This is a genomic window from Burkholderia sp. Bp9012 (assembly GCF_003853825.1).
Taxonomy (GTDB): Bacteria; Pseudomonadota; Gammaproteobacteria; order Burkholderiales; family Burkholderiaceae; genus Burkholderia; species Burkholderia diffusa.
The window spans coordinates 1-21515 of record NZ_QTQA01000028.1 but is presented as its reverse complement, the minus strand read 5'-3'; the positions used below and the strand labels follow the sequence as shown (position 1 = coordinate 21515).

The window sequence follows — 21515 nt, the reverse complement described above, 5'->3', positions numbered from 1 at the left end:
AGCCGTCACGCTTAGAAGCGGTGACGCAGACCAACCGTTGCTGCGGTTTGGTTGATCGACGAGCTTGCCGGCGTCGTGTTGTCGCCGTTGTAGATCGACGTGCCGATCGCGTTGCCCTTCGCACCACGCTGGTACACAGCTTGTGCGTACACGTCCGTGCGCTTCGACAGCGAGTAGTCAGCTTGCACGCCGAACTGGTTCCAGTGCGAGCTGCCACCGTCGACCTTCGTGTTCGTGTACGTGTAAGCTGCGCCCAGGCCGAGAGCCGGCGTCAGGTTGTACTTTGCGTTGACTTCGTAGTTGTCCGTGCGGAACGCGCCGGTCAGGCCCGGGACGTTATCGATACGCGATTGCGTCCATGCAGCACCGACTTGTGCCGGGCCGAATGCGTAGCCAGCACCAGCACCGTACGTACGGATACGGCCTTGCGAAGCAATGTTCGTTGCGCCGTTGGCGTTGGTACCGTCACCGAGGTTGGCTTGCGAGTACGCTGCACCCAGCTTCAGGCCTTGGAACTGGTACGACAGACCGCCGCTGTAAGCACGGTTGTTGCCGAAGTTCTGGTTGTTCGAGAACGAGTACGTGCCGCCGAACTGCAGGCCAGCGTAGTTAGCGCTCGTGAACTTGACCGAGTTGTTCAGTGCGACGTCGCCGTTCGTGCTCAGGCGGTCGTTGTTGCCCGGGTGCGCGAAGTACGTGCCGCCCCACGTGCCCGTTGCCGTCAGCGGCGCCAGGTAGTCTTGCGTTGCGTCGTACTGCTTGCCCAGCGTGACCGTGCCGTACTGGCTCGACAGGCCAACGAATGCTTGACGGTTGAACATGCCGCCGTTGTTGCCCAGCTTGCCGTTACCGATGCCGAAGCCGCTTTCCAACGTGAAGATTGCCTTCAGGCCGCCACCGAGGTCTTCCGAACCACGCAGGCCGAAACGGCTCTGGTCAATACCCGAGCCCATCGACCACAGCGACTTGCCGGCGACGTTGCTTTGGTAGGTGATGCCTGCGTCCAGCACGCCGTACAGCGTGACGCTGCTTTGCGCGTGAGCGACGGTAGCGAACGATGCTGCAGCTGCTGCAACGATCAGAGTCTTGTTCATTCGTGGAGCTCCCTTCTAAAAAGAGGCAGGTCTCGCGACCTTGTTCATAAACGGTCTGCAACCGCCCGGGAACGCCATCGGTCCTTCTGGCCGCGCCCGGATAGTTGCCCGTTTGGGAACCGTGAGTTTAGGGGTGTACCCTAGGGGCGCGATCCGCAAATAAAGAAATAAGCTTTTCCAGAACTAGAAATAATGAAAGTGGGTGAACGTTATAAGTATTTGTTTTAACGTCTTTTTTTGACTGATTGACGGATGCTTTTTGGAGGCTTTCATCCCACCATTCTTTCGTGTCATCGTCTTGACGGTTGCATAGAAACAACAAACGGAATCGATGGAACCACGCAAAAACGGTAATTTTTACCCAGATCAGTCTCAAATATTGGGCCTGCTCGCCTAAAACGCTGCGACCGAACTGTAAACACATGCCTGTGTGGCCGTGGCCGACCCTATTGGGCCGTCAGCGTCTGAAGCGTGGGACCGGCGGCAGGCGCCCCGGCTGCCCGCAAGCCGTCGTGACATGCGGTAACAGCCTTGATGACCCGCGTAACCCGGTCGCAGGACCAGCAGACTAACGTAAGGCGCCCCGATTACATATTAGATAGAGGACTCGCCATGAATCGGCGTTCGCTGTTGCGCGCCATCGGACTGACCGCCGCCGTCGCCGCCACCGCCGATCGGCTGCGCCCCGCCTCGGCCCAACCCGCACCGCCCAGGTATAGGCCTCCCGGCCCGCCTCCGGGCCCCGGCAGGCCGCCTCATCTCGATCGCCCGTGCTTCGCCGCCATGCCGCCTCGCGCCGCCTGACCGCGCCAGGGCCGTCGTCCGCCTGCGCGCCGCCGCACACGGCTCGAGCCCGGCCGCACGCGCATCAGGCGACGTCGAGCGCGAGCACCTGTCCGGTCGTCAACACGTCGCCGAACGTGTCCGACAGCGCGGCCAGCGTGGCGCGATGGAGATCGCGGTGCGGCACCGTGCCGCCGTCCGCGACATCGAGGTCGCGCGTCGCGCACGCGTCGTCGACGACGATCACCGCGTAGCCGAGCGGCACGGCATCGCGGGCCGCGCCGGCGACGCACGCATGCGTCATCAGCCCGGTGACGATCAGCGTGTCGATGCCGGCCGCCTTCAGGCGAGCGTCGAGGTCCGTCGTCGGGAACACGCTCACCGACGTCTTCTTCACGACCGCGTGATGCGGCGCCGGCAGCAGGTCCGCATGAAAGCGGAAGCCGTCGCTGCCGTCGGCGAAGAGCGGGCCGCCGGCAGCGCCGACGTGCTGGATGTGGAATACCGGGATGCCGGCGCGATCGGCGAACGCGATCACGCGTCGCGCATTGCCCAGCGCGCGCGGTCCTTCCGGAATCGGCAGGCGGCCGCTGAAATACTCGTTCTGGAAATCGATCACCAGCAGCGCGGTGCGGGCGGCGTCGATCGACCTCGGCGCGCTCGCGCCGGCCAGGGTACGGATGGTCGGATGTTGCATGGGTCGCTCTCTACTCAAGGTTGGCACACCGAACGGAACGGCGGCCCGGCACAGCCGCGCCGCCGCACGCGGTCAAGGCAGGTTGCAGTCGTGAACCGGCTGCCGTGACCACGATGCGCCAGTGTCGGGCCGTGCGACCCTGCGCGACAGCGGACCGCGGGACAACGTCCGACAGGATCGGGCCAACCTGCGCGCAACCGTCCACGACAGCGCGGCTGCCCGCCACGCAGACAACGGATACGTGACGGTCGAGGGCCCGAACGCGCGATAACGCGCGGAGGCGCCCACTCGCCTCTCCCCCATCGCGCCGCGCCCCCGCGGCTCGTCCGTTTGGATGGCACGAAGCGCCAGGTTTGTTGTCATCATGGCCGTCATTCGTCGCATGTCGCATCGAACGGCGCCGCGCACGCTCGCGCCCCCGCCATGGAGACACCATGAACGCCCCCGTCCTCGGCGCCGTCGACCAGATCGGCCATGTGGTTGCCGATCTCGACCGCAGCATCGCGCACTGGCGCCCGCTACGATGCGGTCCCGTCGACCGTGTCCCGCGACGTGCGTCTCGACGGCTGCTACCTCGGTGAAGCGGTGACGGTCACGATCGATGTCGGGCTCGCGTATCCCGGCAACCTGCAGATCGAACTGATCCACGTGACGAACGACGCACCGTCGCCGTACCGCGACATGCACGGGCAACCGCTCGCGGGCCTGCATCACGTCGCATGAGCGGTCGACGATCTCGATGCCGCGGTTGCGCAGCTCACGGCGCTTGATCTGCGCGTCGTGTTCGAAGCGCGCAACCCGGACACGCGCGTCTCCCTCCTCGACGACGCCGACGATCCCGGCGTGCGCGTCGAAGTGATCGAACGCGCCGGCGTGCGCGACTCGATCGCACGCGGCATCGCCGAAGCACGCGCACGGGATGGCGCCGATCCGGTCCGCATCATCGACGCGTCGGCCGCCGCATGAGCGGGCTCGTGCGTCCCCTTTCACTCACAGGAGAAAACACGATGAAACGACTCGAAGGCAAGGTGGCGCTGATCACGGGCGGTGCCCGCGGCCAGGGCGAGGCGGAGGCACGCCGGTTCGTCGCCGAAGGCGCACGCGTGGTGATCGCCGACGTTCTGGACGACGCCGGACAACGCGTCGCGGCCGAACTCGGCAACGCCGCGCGCTACCAGCATCTCGACGTGACAAACGAAGACGACTGGCACACCGCCGTTCATGCGACGCTCGCGCACTTCGGCCGGCTGGATATCCTCGTGAACAACGCGGCGATCCTGAAGCTCGTGCCGATCGAGTCCTGTTCGCTCGATGACTATCGCAAGGTGATCGACGTGAACCAGGTCGGCTGCTGGCTCGGCATGAAATCGGCACTGGCCGCGCTGAAGGACGCGGGCGGCGGCTCGATCGTCAACGTGTCGTCGACGGCCGGGATGGAAGGCGTGGCCGGCGGCAGCGCGTATATGGCGAGCAAGTTCGCGGTGCGCGGGATGACGAAGGCCGCCGCGCTCGAGTTCGGCCGCTATGGAATCCGCGTGAACTCGGTCCATCCGGGCGGCATCGACACGGTGATGGCACGCCCGCCGGAATACGCCGATTTCGACCCATCGTCGATCTACAGCGGGCTGCCGATCGCGCGCATCGGCAAACCCGACGAAGTGGCGAGCCTCGTGCTGTTTCTCGCGTCCGACGAATCCGCGTATTGCACGGGCGCGGAATTCATCGTCGACGGCGGGATGCTCGCAGGCAGCACGTTCCACTGATCCGCTGCGGGGCTGACGGACAGGTCAGGCCGCTCATCCGCACCGGCAATCACGGATCCGAAGACGATCATGCCGCCAGCGGCTTTCCCGCGCGGCGGCACGATGACTACCGAAACGAAGCAGCAAGCGATGCGGCGCTCAATACCCCTTCGGCTGGATCGCCGGCGTGCCGACGCCACGCGCCGCCTGCCTGCGGCCGCGCACGAGGAAGCGTCCGTTCGGGCCGTATACACCTTCCGCTTCCGGATGCAGCGTCAGCAACACGAAATACAGCAATCCGCCGACCAGCAGCGACACCGGCACGCTTAGATCGAACTCGCCAGCCAGGTTGCCGAGCGGCCCGACGAACTGGCCCGGCAGGTTCACGAACGACAGCCCGATGAACGCCGCCGGCAGCCACGCGCCCATCGCGCGCAGGTTCCACCCGTGCGTGAACCAGTAGTGGCCGCCGCGCAGCCCGCGGTTGAACACCTGCAGGTCGTCGGCGAGATAGAAGCCGCGACGCGTCACGTAGCCGATCACCATGATCGCCATCCACGGGCAGCTGAACGTGTCGATCAGCGTCGAGAACGTCGCGACGCTTTCGACGAGGTTGAACCAGAAACGGCCGACGAAAATGAATGCGATCGCGATCGTGCCGATCAGCAGCGTCGCACGCACACGATTCAGGAAGCGCGGAAACATGCTCGACACGTCGAGGCCCGTGCCGTACAGCGCGGTCGTGCCGGTCGACATCCCGCCGATGATCGCGATCAGGCACATCGGCAGCAGGAACCAGCGCGGCGACACGGCGAGCAGCCCGCCGACGTAGTCGTTCGATGCGATGAACGCGGGCGCCTTCGACGCGATGATCGTCGCGGTCGCCAGGCCGAAGAAGAACGGCACGAAGGTCGCGATCTGCGCAGCGAACACGGCGCCCATCACGCGCCGCTTCGGCGTCTGTTGCGGGATGTAGCGCGCCCAGTCGCCGAGCGTCGACGCGAACGACACAGGGTTGCTCAACGCGACCAGCACCGCGCCGACGAACGCGGCCCAGAAACCTGAACCACCCTGGCTCAGCTTGCCCGCGTAGTTCATGTCGAACATCCCCGCGAACGCGAACAGGCCGGCGACGAACAACAGGCTCGCCGCCCACACGGCGATCTTGTTGACCCACAGCATGAAGCGAAAGCCGTAGATGCAGACGATCAGCACGAGCACCGCGAACACCATGTACGCCGCGCCGAGCGTGAAGCCGTTGACGGGCACGCCGACCATGTTGTGCGCGCCGCCGACGAGCGCGTCGCCCGAGCTCCACACCGCGAGCGAGAAGAACGCAATCGACGTGAGCAGCGCGAGGAACGAACCGACGATCCGGCCATGGATGCCGAAATGCGCGCCGGACGACACGGGGTCGCTCGTACCATTGCGCGGGCCGAACAGGCTCATCGGCGCGAGGATGCAGGTGCCGGCGAGCACGCCGAGCACGATCGCGGCGACGCCCGCCTTGAACGACAGCCCGACCAGCACGGGGAAGCTGCCGAGCACCGATGTGGAAAACGTATTGCAGCCACCGAACAGCAACCGGAACAGATCGATCGGCCGCGCATAGCGCGATGCGTCGGGAATCCGCTCGAAACCGAACGATTCAACTTGCGTAATCCTGCCTTCAGCCATTTGTCTCCAACTCCTCTGGTGCATCGGTACGGCCAGCGACTTCGGCCATACGACACATCGTCATCAATTTGCGGCCACTCTAAACCGGATCGGGCGGCGCAAATATCACGCATTCGAGACGTTTACGACGAAGGAGAACAATGTTTCGCGGCGGGAAATCGTCCGTTTGCCGCGCCGCGCATGCGGTGCGGGCGATTGCGGTGCCGGCGATGCAAGGCAGGTGCGACGGCGAGGCGCGGGGCTGCCGTCAGCGGACACCGGGTCGGCGCTCCGCCCCCAGTTGAACGGCGGGCGGACGAACCGCGCCAGCCTGCCTCGCGGCCCGGCGTGCTACTGCACCGATCGCGCGACCGGCCCCGGTGCGGCCTGCGCCGTTCCCGCCGGCCAGCCTCCCGCGAGCGCCTTGTACAGCACGACCGTCGACGCCGCGCTGCGCATCCGCCCGTCGGCCGCCGCGTCCTGCGCCTGCAGCAGCGTCCGCTGCGCGTCGAGCACTTCGTAATAGTCGATCGCGCCCGCCGAGAAGCGCGCCTGCGCAAGTTGCGCCGCACGTGCGCTGTCGTCCGCCGCCCGCACGAGGTGCGCGGTCTCGTCCCGCGTGCGGGCAACGCGCAGCAGCGCGTTCTCGGTTTCCTCCAGTGCGCCGAGCACGGTCTGCCGGTACTGCGCGAGCTGGCCGGCCGCCTCCGCGTCGCTCGCCGCGATCCGCGCGCGCACGCGGCCGACGTCGAGGAACGACCAGTCGACGCCGAGCGCGATCAAGTTCGTGTCGCTGCCCGCACGGAAGAACCCGTAGCTGCTCGTCGCGCTGCCGAGCAGCCCCGACAGCGTAAAGCGCGGAAACAGGTCGGCCGTCGCGACGCCGACCCGCGCGGTCGCCGCGTGCAGCCGTGCCTCGGCAGCCGCGACATCGGGGCGCCTGCGCAGCAGGTCGCCCGGCGTGCCGGGATCGATGTCGGCGGCAAGCGCCGGCAGCGGCACCGGCGTGCCTTTCGATGCGTCGTCGTTCGGGATGTCGAACCGGCCGATCAGCGCATCCGGCGTCTGTCCGGTCAGCACCGCGAGCCGGTGCTCGTCGACGCCGATCGCCGATTCATACACGGCGATCCGCGACATCGTCGATTCGTACTGTGCGCGCGCACGCGCCGCATCGAGCTCGGAACCGCGCCCCGCGCCGACGCGCGCATTGATCAGCGCGAGCGTCTGCTTCTGGTTGTCGGCGTTCTCGCGTGCGATCCGCAACCGCTCCTGCGAGCCGCGCAGATCCACGTACGTGCTCGCGACCTCGCCCGCGATCACGACACGCACCGCGCGTACGTCGGCCGCGCTCGCGGCCGTTTCCGCGCGCTGTGACTCGATCGACCTGCGCACGCGTCCGAACAGGTCCAGTTCCCACGCCGCGTTGATCCCGACATTGGATATCGGCGTATCGCGCTGGCTGCGCGGTGCGCCGAACGCCTGGTCCTTGCTCATTAGCTGGTGGCCGATCTGGCCGCTCGCGGTAATCGTCGGATAGCGGTCGAACGTGGCATGCGACAGCAACGCGTTCGACGCGTCGTAGCGCGAGACGGCGACCTGCAGGTCGTGGTTCGCCGCGAGCGCCGAGTCGATCAGCTGCGTCAGCGCCGGATCGCCGAAGCCGCCCCAGAACGTGGCATCGGCAGCAGCCGACGCGTCGGGCGACGTCGCGTCCTGCGTGTCCGGATGCGCGTCGCGTGCGAAGCGCGCGGCAGCCGCCGTGTCTGGCCGTTTGAAATCGGGGCCGACCGCGCACGCGGCGAGCGTCAACGACATCACGAGCGCGGAAAGACGGAACGCGGCGCTCATCGGTTTTCTCCTTCGAGGGTGCCGTGCTGTTCGCTCCACACGGCCGGCGTGCCGCCCGCGAGCTTGCGGATCGCCACATAGAACACGGGCGTGAGGAACAGCCCGAACAACGTGACGCCGAGCATCCCCGCGAACACGGTGACGCCAGTGGCCGCTCGCACCTCGCTGCCCGCGCCGCTGCCGATCAACAGCGGCACCGCGCCCGCGATGAACGCGACCGACGTCATCACGATCGGCCGCAACCGCAGCCTGCACGCCTCGAGCGCGGCTTCGATCACGCCCTTGCCCTGGATTTCAAGCTCGCGGGCGAACTCGACGATCAGGATCGCGTTCTTGCACGCGAGGCCCATCAGCACGACGAGACCGACCTGCACGAACACGTTGTTGTCGCCGCCGGAAAGCCATACGCCGAACAGCGCCGCGCACATGCATACCGGCACGATCAGGATCACCGCAAGCGGCAGCGTCCAGCTCTCGTACAGCGACGCGAGCACCAGGAACACGAGCATCACCGCGAGCGGGAACACGACGATCGCCGCGTTGCTCTGCGTGACCTGCTGATAGCTGAGGTCGGTCCATTCGAGCGTGATGCCCGGCGGCAGCACGTCCTTCGCGATCTGCTGCAGCTTCGCGATCGCCTGCGACGACGACATCGCCTTCGGGTCCGCGTCGCCGATCAGGTCCGCAGCCGGATAGCCGTTGTAGCGGACGACCGGATCCGGCCCGTACGCGGGCACGACCGTCACCATCGAGCCGATCGGCACCATCTCGCCCTTCGCGTTGCGGGTGCGCAGATTCGCGATGTCGGCGGCCGTCTGCCGGTGACCGGCATCCGCTTGCGCCATCACGCGGTACACGCGGCCAAACAGGTTGAAGTCGTTCACGTACATCGAGCCGAGATAGACCTGCAGCGTGCTGAACAGGTCGGTCAGCGAGACGCCCTGCGCCTTCGCCTTCAACCGGTCGACCTTCATCTCGAGTTGCGGGATGTTCGCCTGGTACGAACTGACCGGGTAGCTCATCCCCGGCGTCTTCGCGACCGCGGCCTGGAACGCGGTGAGCGCGTTCTGCAAGGCGCCGTAGCCCAGCCCGCCGCGATCCTCCAGGTACAGCGAATAGCCCGAGCCGTTGCCGAGGCCCTGGATCGGCGGCGGCATCAGCGCATACGTAATGCCGCCACCGATGGCCGAAAAGCGCGCGTTCAGGTCCGCGTTGATTTCCGCGGCGCTGCGGTGGCGCTGGTCGAACGGCTTCAGGATCACGTACGAGTTCGTGATGTTCGGCGTGTTCACGCCCTGCAACGCGTTCAGCCCGGCGAACGCCGGCACTATCTCGACACCGTCGGTGCCGAGCGCGACCTTCGTCATCTGCTCGGTCACCTCGCTGGTGCGCGCGAGCGATGCGCCTTCCGGCAACTTCGCGCCCGCGAACAGGTACAGCTTGTCCTGCACGGGGATGAAACCGCCCGGCACCGCGTTGAACAGCAGCGCGGTCGCCGCGAGCAGCACCGCATAGACGGCGAACACCACGCCGCGCCGCTTCAGCGCGCGACCGACGACGCCGTGATAGCGGTCGGAGCTGCGCTCGAAGAAGCGGTTGAACGGATGGAACAGCCAGCCGAATGCGCGGTCGAGCCCACGCGCGAGCGCATCCTTCGGCGTGCCGTGCGGGCGCAGCAGCTTCGCGGCGAGTGCGGGCGACAGCGTCAGCGAATTGATCGCGGAGATCACCGTCGAGATCGCGATCGTCACCGCGAACTGCCTGTAGAACTGGCCGGTCACGCCCGACATGAACGCCATCGGCACGAACACCGCGCACAGCACGAGCGCGATCGCGACGATCGGCCCCGACACCTCGCGCATCGCCTGATGCGCGGCGTCGCGCGGGCTCAGCCCCTGTGCGATGTTGCGCTCGACGTTCTCGACCACCACGATCGCATCGTCGACGACGATCCCGATCGCGAGCACGAGCCCGAACAGCGTCAGCGTGTTGATCGAATAGCCGAGCAGATAGAGCCACGCGAACGTGCCGACCACCGATACCGGCACCGCGACGAGCGGGATGATCGATGCGCGCCACGTCTGCAGGAACAGGACCACGACGAGCACGACCAGCACGACGGCCTCGATCAGCGTGTGCTGCACCGCGCCGATCGATTCGCGCACGAACACGGTCGGATCCCACACCGGGCGATACGCGATGCCCGGCGGGAAACGCTTCGACAACTCGTCGAACTTCGCATACACGGCCTTCGCGACCTCGAGCGCGTTCGCGCCCGGCGACAGGAAGATGCCGACCACGGCCGAATGCCGGTCGTTGAAATACGAGCGCAGCGTGTAGTCGCCCGCGCCGAGCTCGACGCGCGCGACGTCGGATAGCTTCACGACCTGGCCGTCGCCGCCGTTGCGCAGCACGATGTCGCCGAATTCCTGCACCGTGCGCAGCCGGCCGCGCACATTGATCGACAGCAGGAAGTCGTTCTTCTTCGGCGTCGGCTCCGCACCCAGTTGGCCAGCCGATACCTGCACGTTCTGCTCGCGCACCGCGGCGATCACGTCGCTCGCGGTCAGCCCGCGCGATGCCAGCCGGTTCGGGTCGAGCCAGAGCCGCATCGCGTAGTCGCCGGAGCCGTACACGCCGACATCGCCGATGCCGGTCAGGCGCGACAGCTCGTCCTTCACGTTCAACGTCAGGTAGTTGCGCAGGTACAGCGAATCGCGGCTGTTGTCTGGCGAATAGAGGCTCACGTACATCAGCGGCGTCGGCGACTGCTTCTGCGTGGTCACGCCGTACTGGCGCACCTCGTCGGGCAGGCGCGACAGCGCCTGGCTCACGCGGTTCTGCACGCGCACGGCGGCCGTGTCGGGATCGACGCCCTGCAGGAAGGTGACGACGACCTGCAGGCTGCCATCCGAGCCCGCGACCGACTTCATGTACATGATCCCTTCGACGCCGTTGATCGCTTCCTCCAGCGGCTCAGCGACCGATTCGGCGATTTCCTTCGGGTTCGCGCCCGGGTACGTCGCACGCACCACGACGCTCGGCGGCACGACTTCCGGATATTCGCCGGCCGGCAGCATCGGGATCGAGATCAGGCCGAGCGCAAAGATGACGATCGACAGCACGACCGCGAAGATCGGCCGGTCAATGAAGAATCGGGAAAAATCCATCGCAGGGCTCCCGTTATTGCGCGACCGGCGCGCCGGCGTCGGCCGCGGCCTGCATGCCGCTGCCCGGCCCGGTGCCCGCGTCCGCATGCACGGCCAGCGCCTTCGGCTTCACCTGCGCACCTGGATAGTAGATCCGCTGCACGCCGTCGACGACCACGCGATCGCCTGGCTGCAGCCCCTTCTCGACAATCCGCTCGCCGTCCAGCACACGGCCGATCGTCACGTCGCGACGCAGCGCCTTGTCGCCGGCGCCGATCACGTATACGTACTTGCGATCCTGGTCGGTGAGCACCGCCTTGTCGTCGACGAGCAGCGCGTCCTGGTCGCGGCCGCTGACGAGCTGTACCCGCGCATACAGGCCCGGCGTGAACGTGTGGTCCGCGTTCGGCAGCCGCACGCGTGCACGGATCGTGCCGGTTTGCGGATCGAGCCGGTTGTCGAGGAAATCGACGGTGCCCGCGTGCTGGAAGCCCGTCTCGTTCGCAAGGCCCACGCGCACCGGGTCCGCGCCGATCGCCCGAATCTTCCGGTCGGCGCGCCGCGCGTTGTAGCGCAGGTAGCTCTGCTCGTCGCAGTCGAAATAGACGTAGACGGGGTCCTGCGACACGACCGTCGTCAGCAGCGTCTCGTCCGCGCGCGCGAGGTTGCCGGCGGTCGCGATCGCGCGGCCGACTCGCCCGGCGATCGGCGAACGCACTTCGGTGAAGCCGAGATTGAGCTTCGCGTCCGCGACGGCCGCGTCGGCCGCCCGCAGGTCGGCGCGCGCCTGCTCCGCGGTCGAGCGCGCGTTGTCGAGTTCCTCCTGGGAGGTTGCATGCGCGCCGATCAGCGTCCGCACGCGCTTGAGCTGTACATCGGCGAGGCTCGCGGCCGCGCGCGCCCGCTGCTGCTGCGCGTTCGCGCGGTCGAGCGCGATCCGGTACGGGCGTGGATCGATCTCGAACAGCACCGCGCCCTGCGCGACGAGGTCGCCCTCCTTGTACGCGATGCGCTGCAGATAGCCGCTCACGCGCGGTCGCAACTCGACCGCGTCGACCGCTTCGACGCGTCCGTTGAATTCGTCCGCGAGGCGGACCGTGCGCGGCGCGACGGTCGTCACGCCGACTTCGGGCAGAGGATGGACCGACGATTCGCCTTTGCCGTCATGACAGCCCGACAACGTCAGCAGCAATGCGCAGGCGGCGCTCAAAGGCGACGTCCTGCCTGGGGATAAGAAGAGCATGATGCCTCGCGACGGGTTAAACTGCCGCGTAGCATAAAAGTTGAAGTTAACTTCAAGTCAAGCTTTCCCGGAGGGCGTCATGGGTATCGACGAAACCACGCAATGGCCGCTGATGTCGATCCGCGAAGTAGCCGCGCGCAGCGGCGTGCCGGCATCGACGCTGCGCTTCTACGAGAAGCGCGGGCTTATCAAGTCGCACCGCAACGGCTCGAGCCATCGTCACTATTCGCGTGCGGTGCTGCGACTGATCGCGTTCATCGTGTTCGCGCAGAAGATCGGCTATTCGCTCGACGAGATCGCCGAGCAACTCGTGAGCCTGCCGGAAGACACCGCGCCGACGAACAAGGACTGGCAGCGGCTGTCGCGCGGCTGGAAGCAGCGCGTCGCGAACCGGATCGAGGAGTTGCAGCGGCTCTACATCAACCTCGACGAATGCATCGGCTGCGGCTGCCTGTCGCTGAAGCGCTGCAAGCTGACGAACCCGGAAGACCGCGCGGGCCGCAACGGGCCTGGCGCGCGGCGCTGGCTCGGCGATGCGCCGCCGGATCTCGACTGATGCGCGCGGCCGGCACCACATTGCCCCCTCACCTCAACCGACGCGCCAACCACCGTTCACCGCGATCGTCGCGCCGGTGACGAACGACGCACGCGGCCCGGCGAGCCACGCGACCGCGTCCGCGATGTTGTCCGGATGGCCAGCGCGGCCGGCCGGCGTCTGCTCGCGGATGGTCGCCGCGATGGCCGGCGCGACGCCACCGTCGCCGAAGAAGCGCGTCTCGGCGATGTAACCGGGCGCAACCGTATTGACCGTTGCACCGCGCGGCCCGAGTTCGCGCGCGAGCGCGACGGTGAACCCTTCGACGCCGGCCTTCGCCGCCGCGTACTCGTGACGGCGTGCGCGCAGGCGGGCTTCGCACCGCGCGTGGTCCAGCAGCCGCGCCAGATGCAGACGACGGCCGGGCTGGTCCCGGTCGGCATCGGCGTCGCGCTGATGCCGCGCCTGTTCGTGCCGATGCAGCCGCAATATATTTCGCTATGCGAACTGACTGACACGCGCCGCCCACTCGCGTACGAGCTGGCGATCGCGTACCGCACGCCGCCGTCCGCTCGTCGATGCGCTGCGCGAAAGCGCGCGTAACGCGGTACACGAACTTGGGCTGATTGCGGCGACGTGACCGCGCGCATCGCGCGCGCGGCGCTCAATCGCCGAGGATGTTGAGCGCGACCGCGAGCACGGCCTGCCTGAATTCGTGCTGCCGCGCGGGCAGCGACGTGAACTCCCGCATCATGTGGCTGTACGACACAGTCATGCCGATCGCGCTCGCGATCATGAAGAACAGCACGTTCGGGTCCGCCGCCCGAATCTCGCCGGCCTCCACCGCTTCCGCCAGCAGCGGGAACATCACCTCGTGATACGGGCGCACGAGCCGCTCCTGCAGCCGGTCGAGCCGCGCGCCCTCCTCGGTCGCCGCCGTCGAGAAGAACATGCCCATGTCGGGCTCGTCGAATTCGTGATCGACGCACAGCTCGAGCGCACGCCGTACGCGCTCGCGATGCGGCAGCGACGACGTGCGCAATGCACGCAGCGCGTCGAACATCGGTTGGGCCAGCTCGACGATCTGCTCGACGACCGCCAGCCACAACGTTTCCTTCGTGCCGAAGTGATGGGCGATCAACGCCGCGTCGATGCCCAGCTCGCGCGCGACTTCGCGCACGCTCGTCGCGTCGTAGCCGCGCTTCGCAAACGTGCGGCGCGCGGCGCGCAGTATCACGTCCGGACCGACGGATGCGTCCGCCAGCGGCCGCCCGCGCGTACGCCGCTTCGACGGCGCGCGCTCAGTGACTTCAGCCACGTTTTCCTGCTCCCCTTGAATGGTTCGAATGCCCGCGTTCGGGCCCGGTTTCATTTCCCCGGCATTGGACGGCCGCCCCGCTCCGTTGACACGCGAAGCCGGGAAGCGCTAGGATCATACCTTATTCATCACGTGATGATTTATCCATGACAACCCCTACACGCATCGTCATCGTCGGCGGCGGAATCGCCGGGCTGCAGCTCGCGACCCGTCTGGGCGAGCGCCTCGGCCGGTCCGGGCGGGCGCAGATCACGGTTGTCGACCGCAGTCCGACGCACATCTGGAAGCCGATGCTGCACACGATCGCGGCCGGTACGCGCGACGTCCAGCAGCAGCAGGTGATCTTCCTCGCCCATGCACGCGACCACGGCTACACGTACCAGCCCGGCGAACTGAAGGGGCTCGATCGCGCACGCCGCCGTGTGCAGCTCGGCGAGATCCGCTCGCAGGACGGCGAACTCGTGCTCGAGGCACGCGAACTCGAATACGACGTGCTGATCCTCGCGCTCGGCAGCCAGGCCAACGATTTCGGCGTACCGGGCGTGCGCGAGCACTGCTACTTCATCGACAGCCAGCAGCAGGCCGAGACCTTCAACGAAGCGTTGCGGATGCGCGTCTTTCGCAGCATCGCGCGCGACGAGCCGTTCCGCGTCGCGATCGTCGGCGCGGGCGCGACCGGCGTGGAACTCGCGGCGGAGCTGAGCCGCCTGCTGGAAGTGGCGCAGGCGTATGGCGACGCGACGGTGCGCGAGCGGCTGCAGCTCACGCTGCTTGAAAGCGGCCCGCGCATCCTCGCCGCGTTTCCGCCGAGGATTTCCGCGTCGGCGCAGCGGCGGCTCGAACAGATCGGCTTTCACGTGCTGACGTCGACCCGCGTCACGTCGGCCGACGCGAACGGCTTCCACTACGGCGACGGTTCGTTCGCCGAAGCGGACCTGATGGTCTGGGCGGCCGGCGTGAAGGCGCCCGATTTCATGCAGGCGCTCGACGGGCTCGATACGAACCGCGCGAACCAGATCGTCGTCGGGCCGACGCTGCAGGCCACGGGCGACGAGCACGTGTTCGCGATCGGCGATTGCGCGAGCCTCTTGCCCGACGGCCACGAACGGCCGTTGCCGCCAACCGCGCAGGTCGCGACGCAGCAGGCCGAGCATCTCGCGAAGCACCTGCCCGCCTGGCTCGACGGCACGCCGATTCCGCCGTTCGCGTTCCACGATTTCGGCGCGCTCGTGTCGATCAGCGACTACGACGCGTTCGGCACGCTCGGGCAGTTCGGGTTCTTTCGCGGCGGCTTCATCCAGGGGCGCTTCGCGCAGTTCAGCCACCTGATGCTCTACCGGCGGCACCAGCAGGCGCTGCACGGCTTCTCCAAGGCGACCCTGCTGTGGATCGCCGAGCGGATCAACGGCTGCGCGCAGCCGCGCATCCGCCTGTCGTGATGCCGCGTATGGCGGTGTCGCGCAACGTTTCGAGGAAAACTGACATGAACAACCGTTTAGCGCCCTGGCTCGTGACCGTCGCCGCGATCGGCAGCTTCGACATGCCGTCCGTCTCGTGGGGCATGCCGCGGCGGCGCAGCGTCACGCGCGACCGGCTGCCGTCGTGGGACGCGACGAGCAAGCCGACGATCAGCGTGCTCGAGCGGCCCACGGCCGACACCGTGATGATTTCGTGGCGCGACGCATGCACCGGGCACTACGGTTATCAGAAGTGGCGGCTGTTCACCACGCGCAAGCGCGGCGTGTGCGCGCTGTCGGGGCAGCCGATCGAGATCGGCGACAGCGTCTATGCGCCGCAACTGCTCGGCTCGGCGCCGGGCAACGCCGCCGCGATGGTGCTGGCGGCGTGCATCGACGCGGCCCGCCCCGCCGAAGCGGCCTGAAGACCGGGCATTCGACCCGGGATTGCGCTTCAGGCAGCGGTGACGCGATCCGCGTCGCGGACCGCCTCGTTCATCCGTGCTTCGGCTTCCGCATCCAGTCGTGCCGCATTCGCGTCGGCTTCCGCTTCCGACATCAGCTCGCCTTCCCACTTCGCGACCACGGCGCTCGCGATCGAGTTGCCCACCGCGTTCGTGGCCGAGCGGCCCATGTCGAGGAACGTGTCGACACCGAGGATCAGCAGCAGCCCGGCTTCCGGAATGTCGAACTGATGCAACGTCGCCGCGATCACGACGAGCGACGCGCGCGGCACGCCGGCCATCCCCTTCGACGTCAGCATCAGTACGAGCAGCATCGTGATCTGCGTGCCGAGCGACAGGTGGATGTTGTACGCCTGTGCGATGAACAGCGACGCGAACGTGCAGTACATCATCGAACCGTCGAGGTTGAACGAATAACCCATCGGCATCACGAAGCTCGAGATCTTGCGGCGCACGCCGAAACGGTCGAGCGCGTCGAGGATCTTCGGATACGCGGCCTCGGAGCTGGCCGTCGCGAACGACAGCATGAACGCTTCCTTGATCAGCACCAGCAGCTTGAATACGCGACGGCCGAGGAACAGCAGGCCTGCGATCACGAGCGTGCTCCACAGCAGGAACAGGCTCACGTAGAAGTCGCCCATGAACACCGCGAACTTCAGCAGGATCGACAGCCCGTTGATCGCGACGGTCGACGCCATCGCCGCCAGCACCGCGAGCGGCGCGAGCTTCATCACGTAGCCGGTGATCTTCAGCATCACGTGCGCGAGCTGGTCGATCGCGGCGACGAGGATCTTGCCGCGTTCGCCGAGCGCCGCGAGCGCAACGCCGAAGAACATCGAGAACACGACGATCTGCAGGATCTCGTTGTTCGCCATCGCCTCGGCGATCGACTTCGGCACCATGTGACTGACGAAATCCTTCAGCGTGAACTTCGACGTCGCGAGATGCGCGGACGCGCCGATGTCCGGCAGCGGCAGGCCGAGGTTCTCGCCGGGCCGCAGCAGGTTCGCCATCAGCAGGCCCAGCAGCAGCGAGATCAGCGACGCGGTGACGAACCAGCCGAACGCCTTCACGAACACGCGCCCGACCGACGATGCGTCGCCCATGTGCGCGATGCCGACGACGAGCGTCGAGAACACCAGCGGGCCGATCACCATCTTGATCAGCCGCAGGAACACGTCGGACACGAGCGAGATGTAGCCGGCGATCTCGGTCGCCGACTGCTTGTCCGGAAACTGCGTATAGATCATGTAGCCGATGAAGATGCCGGCCGCCATCGCGAGCAGGATCCAGCCTGCCGCAGACATTCGTTTGTTCATAACGGAGCTCGACGCACGGTACGGGAGTGGGAGAAAAAGGCGCGCGCCGGTGCCGTGCCACGATGCGCGCCGCGAGCCGGTCGGACCCGGCATGCCGGGCACCTGCCACGCTCGATACTGTGGAAGTCCGCGAACGGACGCGCTGTTCGCCGTGCCGGCGTTCGCCCGATCGCGAACGCCGGTTGCAGCCCTTCAGCGCGGCGCGACCGCGATCAGGTCAGTACCCGATCGCCGAACCGGCCGGACGGCGCGGATCGTTGACGCCGTAGATGTAGCCGACCCGCACGTTGCCGGACACCGACGAATCGTTGCCCGAACTCTGATGGCTCACCGCCTCCGTGCCGGGCAGGCCGACCAGGATCAGTTCCGCGGCGCCCCACGGCGTCTGCTCGACCATCTTGTAGCCCATGTTGCGCAGGATCGCGAGCGTGTCCGGCGAGAGGCCGCGGGTCTCGTAATAGACCTCGTCCGGCAGCCATTGATGATGGACGCGCGGCGCACCGACCGCATCCTGCGGCGTCATCCCGTAGTCGATCACGTTCAGCACGGTCTGCAGCGTGATCGTGATGATCCGCGAGCCGCCCGGCGAGCCGACCACCATGAACACCTTGCCGTCCTTCTTCACGATCGTCGGCGCCATCGACGACAGCGGGCGCTTGCCCGGCGCGATCGAGTTGCGCGTGCCCTGCACGAGGCCGAACAGGTTCTGCGCGCCGACCTTCACGGTGAAGTCGTCCATCTCGTCGTTCAGGAAGAAGCCCGTGCCCGGTGCGATCACCACGGCGCCGAAGCGGCCGTTGACCGTGTAGGTCGTCGACACCGCGTTGCCGTCGCGGTCGATGATCGAATAATGCGTCGTCTCCGGCTTCTCGTGCACGCCGACGCCCGGCTGCACGTCGACCGAAGCCGTCGCCATGTCGCCGCTGATCTGCTTGCGGATCTCGGCCGCATATTGCTTGCTCGTCAGCTTCGCGACCGGATTGTCGATGAAGTTCGGGTCGCCGAGCAGCGTGTTGCGGTCTTCGTACGCATGACGCATCGCCTCGGTCATGAAATGGACCACCGACGCAGACTGGTAACCCAGCTTCCGCAGGTCATAGCCTTCGAGCACGTTCAGCGTCTCGCACATCGTCACGCCGCCCGAGCTCGGCGGCGGCGCCGACACGAACTCGTAGCCGCGATACGTGCAGGTCAGCGGCGTGACGTCCTGCGCGCGATACGACGCGAAATCGGCTGCCGTGATCACGCCGCCGCCGCGCTTCGACGCCGCTTCGACGATCTTCGGAATCTCGCCGTGATAGAAAGCTTCGGGGCCCTGCTCCGCGATACGCTCGAGCGTGCGCGCCAGATCCTTCTGCACCAGGCGGTCGCCCGGCTGCAGCGGCGAGCCGTCCGGACGCAGGAAGATGCGCGCGGCTTCCGGATCCTTCCTGAAGCGCTCGATCGTCGTATCGAGGATGTCCGTATCGCCGCGCGTCAGTACGAAGCCGTCGCGCGCGAGCCGGATCGCCGGCTCCATCACCTGCCTGCGCGTCAGCTTGCCGTACTTGCGCTGCGCGAGGTCGAGGCCCGCGACCGTGCCCGGCACGCCGACCGCGCGATAGCCGTACAGGCTGTCGCCCGGAATCACGTCGCCCTTCGCATCGAGATACATGTTCGCCGATGCCGCGGCCGGCGCCGTCTCGCGGAAGTTGATGAAGCGGTCGCGGCCGTCGGCCAGATGCAGCGTCATGAATCCGCCGCCGCCGATGTTGCCGCAGCACGGATTGGTCACCGCTTGCGCGTAGCCGACTGCCACGGCGGCGTCCACCGCGTTGCCGCCCGCCTTCAGGATGTCGACGCCGATCTGCGACGCGAAGTGCTGCGACGACACGACCATGCCGTTCTTCGCTTCCACCGCGGGTTCCGACGCGGCGAGCGCGCATGCGCTCATCGCCGACAACAGGGTGAGTACTACGAGCCGCCTCATGACGGGATCCTCCAGACGAGTAACCGGGCCATGCCCGGATGCGTGACTGGCCCGGAGGCTGGTCGGCGCTGTTGATCCGGCATGTAACAAACGATACATTCCGGTGAGGCCGCGATCATAGCATCGGCATTTCCCTGTCAAAACCTAGGGTTATCACTGAATTTTTCGCGAAATGCGACGCTTAGGCCGGCCACCGAATGTTCGTTTCATTACATATATGAATGATCGACGCGCAGTGCGATGCGTCCCCCTAACCTTCGATCGCATGCGTGTCGCGCGGTGTCGATGGGCTAACATGCGTGGAGTTGCCGGCAGACGCACGTCTGCCGTTTGTCATTCAGCCAAGAGAAGGTCGGGGTGCCCGATGGGGACAAGCATCAGGGTGTTGCTGCTATCGCAGATGGATAGCTTCACGCCGTCGGAACAGAAGGTCGCGCATGCACTGCTGGATCGCTATCCGAGCCTCGGGCTCGGGCCGATCGCGAGCTTCGCGAAGCAAGCCGAAGTGAGCGACCCGACCGTGTTTCGCTTCGTCGTGCGGATCGGCTTTCCGAACTACTCGTCGTTCCAGCAGGCCCTGTACGACGAGATCGACACCGCGATGAATTCGCCGCTCGCGCGAATGGATGCGTTCCACTCGGAATCCGGAATGCGCGACAGCCATGCGGCGATCTTTCAGCGGCTCTCGCAAGCGCTCGCCACGACGATCGACGGGCTCGACGCGGCGGCATTCGACGACGCGGTGGCGTTGCTGGCCGATCCCGATATCCGCGTTTTGTGCGGCGGCGGCCGCTATACGGCGCCGCTCGCGTCGCTGTTTTCGTTCACGCTCGCCTATGCGCGCCCGCACGTGCAGTACGTCGAGCCGAACGTGAATCTCGCATCGGTGTCGCTGGCCGATATGGGACCGGGCGACGTGCTCGTCATTTTCGATTTTCGCCGCTATCAGAAGGACAGCCTCCGGTTTGCGCAGGCCGCACACCAGCTCGGCGTGCGCGTGCTGCTGATCACCGACGAATGGCGCTCGCCGATCAGCGCGTTCGCCGAGATCGTGCTGCGGATCCAGGGGCGGCCGTTCGCGATGCTGCAGACGAACGTGCCCGCGCTCGCACTCGCCGAGGCGCTCGTGATCGGCGTGACGAACCGGCTTCCTGAACTCGCGCGGCAGCGTATGGAGAAGATCGAAGGGTTGAGTACGGGTGGGGTCGAACGGGAGGCGAATCAGTGGGATTTGCCGGAGTGATGGTTGGGGCCGTGTTCGGACGTTGCGAGCTTTGCCGACACGCCTGCGCCCGGCGCCGCCACCCGCCCTCCCCATCCTGCTTCCGGTTCGCCTCGTCCGTGATCGTAACGTTGCGCGCACTGATGACGCGCTTCGCGGTCGCGCTGCTGATATCGCTCTCGCTCACGTAGAGCAGCTGGCCGCCACCGGTATTCTTCCCGCTCGTTGAGCCATGCGTTGCATAGTTGTTCCCGCCATCGCCTACACCGCCGCCCGCACCAACAGGTCGTTGAATTGCTGTCGGGGCGGACGTATTTTCCCTTTGGCTGTTCGGCAGCGAATACGCGGACGGACGCGCCTGAGCGATTCGCTCAGGCGCATCGTAAGAAGCAGCCGTTGCTGGCCTCGATGTCTGGCGCTCGGTCAAATCAAAGCCAGGGCTGCCTTACCCATCGACGGATCTCAGCTCTCCACATCCTCGAGACTGAACACCTCGGTCTTGTCGTTGTACGAGAAGACTTCGCCGTAACGGCCCCAGTCGATCACCGCGTCGAGCGTTTCCTCCGCCGCGTCATCCGACAGGAAATCCTCCAGCTCCTGCTCGAAACGCACGCGCGGCGCGCGATGGCCGGGGCGCTCGTTCAGCACCTTCCTGATCCGCGCGGCGAGCGGCACGTGCTTCAGCAGGTGATCCGCGAACATCAGCTTGCGTTCCTGCGTGCCGAATTCCGCGAACACGCGCGCTGGCGGCGTCAGGAACACGTCGCCTTCGCGCACGTCGGCGAAGCCGAGGTACTGCAGCACTTCGGCGATCGGAAACAGTTCGTCCACTTCCAGATGCAGCGTGCGTGCGATTTCGGGCATGTCGGCGCGACCGTGATACGGCGCCATCGCGAGCGTCTCGATCAGGCCGGCCATCAGGTTGGTCGACACGCGCGGCATCCAGCTGCCGAGCTCGAGCCCCTTCTTCGTCGCCTCGCCGGTCTGGCGCGCGGTCATCTTCGCGTAGATGTCGTCGA

At 66.6% G+C, this 21515-nt stretch carries 17 protein-coding genes and 3 pseudogenes; 9 read left to right on the top strand and 11 right to left on the bottom strand.

Annotated features, from left to right (window positions below; translation table 11 throughout):
• Window positions 1–11 precede the first annotated feature (11 nt).
• Window positions 12–1094, bottom strand: a complete 1083-nt coding sequence (locus DIE11_RS29700; RefSeq protein WP_059594819.1) for a porin — start codon at window positions 1092–1094, stop codon at window positions 12–14.
• Window positions 1095–1706: 612 nt separating this feature from the next.
• Here DIE11_RS29700 and DIE11_RS37180 point away from each other — a divergent pair.
• Window positions 1707–1889, top strand: a pseudogene (locus DIE11_RS37180) (hypothetical protein); the annotation flags it as partial.
• Window positions 1890–1962: 73 nt separating this feature from the next.
• Here DIE11_RS37180 and DIE11_RS29685 read toward each other — a convergent pair.
• Window positions 1963–2574, bottom strand: coding sequence for a cysteine hydrolase family protein (locus DIE11_RS29685; RefSeq protein ID WP_059608489.1), 612 nt, complete (start codon window positions 2572–2574; stop codon window positions 1963–1965).
• Window positions 2575–3048: 474 nt separating this feature from the next.
• Between DIE11_RS29685 and DIE11_RS37175 the strand changes: the two genes are divergently transcribed.
• Genes DIE11_RS37175 through DIE11_RS29675 form a run of 3 tightly spaced genes read left to right on the top strand, consistent with a single transcriptional unit; the run spans window position 3049 to window position 4337 of the window.
• Window positions 3049–3297, top strand: coding sequence for a hypothetical protein (locus tag DIE11_RS37175; RefSeq protein ID WP_260437205.1), 249 nt, complete (start codon window positions 3049–3051; stop codon window positions 3295–3297).
• A 57-nt stretch (window positions 3298–3354) separates the two neighbouring features.
• Window positions 3355–3540, top strand: a complete 186-nt coding sequence (locus DIE11_RS37170) for a hypothetical protein (protein ID WP_260437204.1) — start codon at window positions 3355–3357, stop codon at window positions 3538–3540.
• A 41-nt stretch (window positions 3541–3581) separates the two neighbouring features.
• A complete protein-coding gene (locus tag DIE11_RS29675; protein ID WP_124628947.1) occupies window positions 3582–4337 on the top strand; it encodes a glucose 1-dehydrogenase in 756 nt (251 codons plus the stop codon).
• 138 nt (window positions 4338–4475) lie between these two features.
• Here DIE11_RS29675 and DIE11_RS29670 read toward each other — a convergent pair whose 3' ends face one another.
• The 4 genes from DIE11_RS29670 to DIE11_RS29655 form a co-directional block, all read right to left on the bottom strand.
• Entirely contained in the window at window positions 4476–5993 is a 1518-nt protein-coding gene (locus tag DIE11_RS29670) for a cytosine permease (RefSeq protein ID WP_260437203.1), read from the bottom strand.
• A gap of 330 nt (window positions 5994–6323) precedes the next feature.
• On the bottom strand, window positions 6324–7820 hold the full coding sequence (locus DIE11_RS29665) for an efflux transporter outer membrane subunit (RefSeq protein WP_124628943.1): 1497 nt from the start codon (window positions 7818–7820) through the stop codon (window positions 6324–6326).
• Window positions 7817–10990: an efflux RND transporter permease subunit gene (locus tag DIE11_RS29660; protein ID WP_124628941.1), complete on the bottom strand. Its 3174-nt coding sequence runs from the start codon at window positions 10988–10990 to the stop codon at window positions 7817–7819. Before DIE11_RS29660 ends, DIE11_RS29665 begins: the two co-directional genes overlap by 4 nt.
• 13 nt (window positions 10991–11003) lie before the next feature.
• Window positions 11004–12212, bottom strand: a complete 1209-nt coding sequence (locus tag DIE11_RS29655; protein WP_124628939.1) for an efflux RND transporter periplasmic adaptor subunit — start codon at window positions 12210–12212, stop codon at window positions 11004–11006.
• A gap of 79 nt (window positions 12213–12291) precedes the next feature.
• Here DIE11_RS29655 and soxR point away from each other — a divergent pair, with 79 nt between their 5' ends.
• Window positions 12292–12768 carry a redox-sensitive transcriptional activator SoxR gene (gene soxR, locus DIE11_RS29650; RefSeq protein WP_124628937.1) on the top strand — a complete coding sequence of 159 codons (477 nt, stop codon included), beginning with the start codon at window positions 12292–12294 and terminating at the stop codon, window positions 12766–12768.
• A 33-nt stretch (window positions 12769–12801) separates the two neighbouring features.
• Here the strand turns inward: soxR and DIE11_RS29645 are convergent.
• Window positions 12802–13095, bottom strand: a pseudogene (locus tag DIE11_RS29645) (SDR family oxidoreductase); the annotation flags it as partial.
• Between the two features lie 3 nt (window positions 13096–13098).
• On the opposite strand from DIE11_RS29645, the pseudogene DIE11_RS37165 reads away from it, so the two are divergent.
• Window positions 13099–13387 (top strand): annotated as a pseudogene (locus DIE11_RS37165) (LysR substrate-binding domain-containing protein); the annotation flags it as partial.
• 24 nt (window positions 13388–13411) lie between these two features.
• On the opposite strand, the gene DIE11_RS29635 reads toward DIE11_RS37165, so the two are convergent.
• Complete coding sequence (locus tag DIE11_RS29635) at window positions 13412–14065, bottom strand: TetR/AcrR family transcriptional regulator (RefSeq protein WP_124628935.1); 654 nt, start codon at window positions 14063–14065, stop codon at window positions 13412–13414.
• A gap of 146 nt (window positions 14066–14211) precedes the next feature.
• On the opposite strand from DIE11_RS29635, the gene DIE11_RS29630 reads away from it, so the two are divergent.
• Together DIE11_RS29630 and DIE11_RS29625 are read left to right on the top strand one after the other, a co-directional pair.
• Complete coding sequence (locus tag DIE11_RS29630) at window positions 14212–15504, top strand: NAD(P)/FAD-dependent oxidoreductase (RefSeq protein WP_124628933.1); 1293 nt, start codon at window positions 14212–14214, stop codon at window positions 15502–15504.
• Window positions 15505–15548: 44 nt separating this feature from the next.
• The gene (locus DIE11_RS29625; RefSeq protein ID WP_124628931.1) at window positions 15549–15947 is read left to right on the top strand and encodes a DUF3331 domain-containing protein; all 399 of its coding nucleotides are present in this window, start codon (window positions 15549–15551) and stop codon (window positions 15945–15947) included.
• Window positions 15948–15976: 29 nt separating this feature from the next.
• Here the strand turns inward: DIE11_RS29625 and DIE11_RS29620 are convergent, their stop codons facing one another.
• Complete coding sequence (locus DIE11_RS29620; protein WP_124628929.1) at window positions 15977–17305, bottom strand: dicarboxylate/amino acid:cation symporter; 1329 nt, start codon at window positions 17303–17305, stop codon at window positions 15977–15979.
• A 217-nt stretch (window positions 17306–17522) separates the two neighbouring features.
• Complete coding sequence (gene ggt / locus DIE11_RS29615; protein WP_124628927.1) at window positions 17523–19274, bottom strand: gamma-glutamyltransferase; 1752 nt, start codon at window positions 19272–19274, stop codon at window positions 17523–17525.
• Between the two features lie 364 nt (window positions 19275–19638).
• On the opposite strand from ggt, the gene DIE11_RS29610 reads away from it, so the two are divergent.
• A complete protein-coding gene (locus DIE11_RS29610) occupies window positions 19639–20517 on the top strand; it encodes a MurR/RpiR family transcriptional regulator (protein WP_124628925.1) in 879 nt (292 codons plus the stop codon).
• A 441-nt stretch (window positions 20518–20958) separates the two neighbouring features.
• Here DIE11_RS29610 and DIE11_RS29605 read toward each other — a convergent pair.
• Window positions 20959–21515 (bottom strand): AAA-associated domain-containing protein (locus tag DIE11_RS29605; RefSeq protein ID WP_185633844.1); only part of this gene is annotated, 557 nt, incomplete at its 5' end.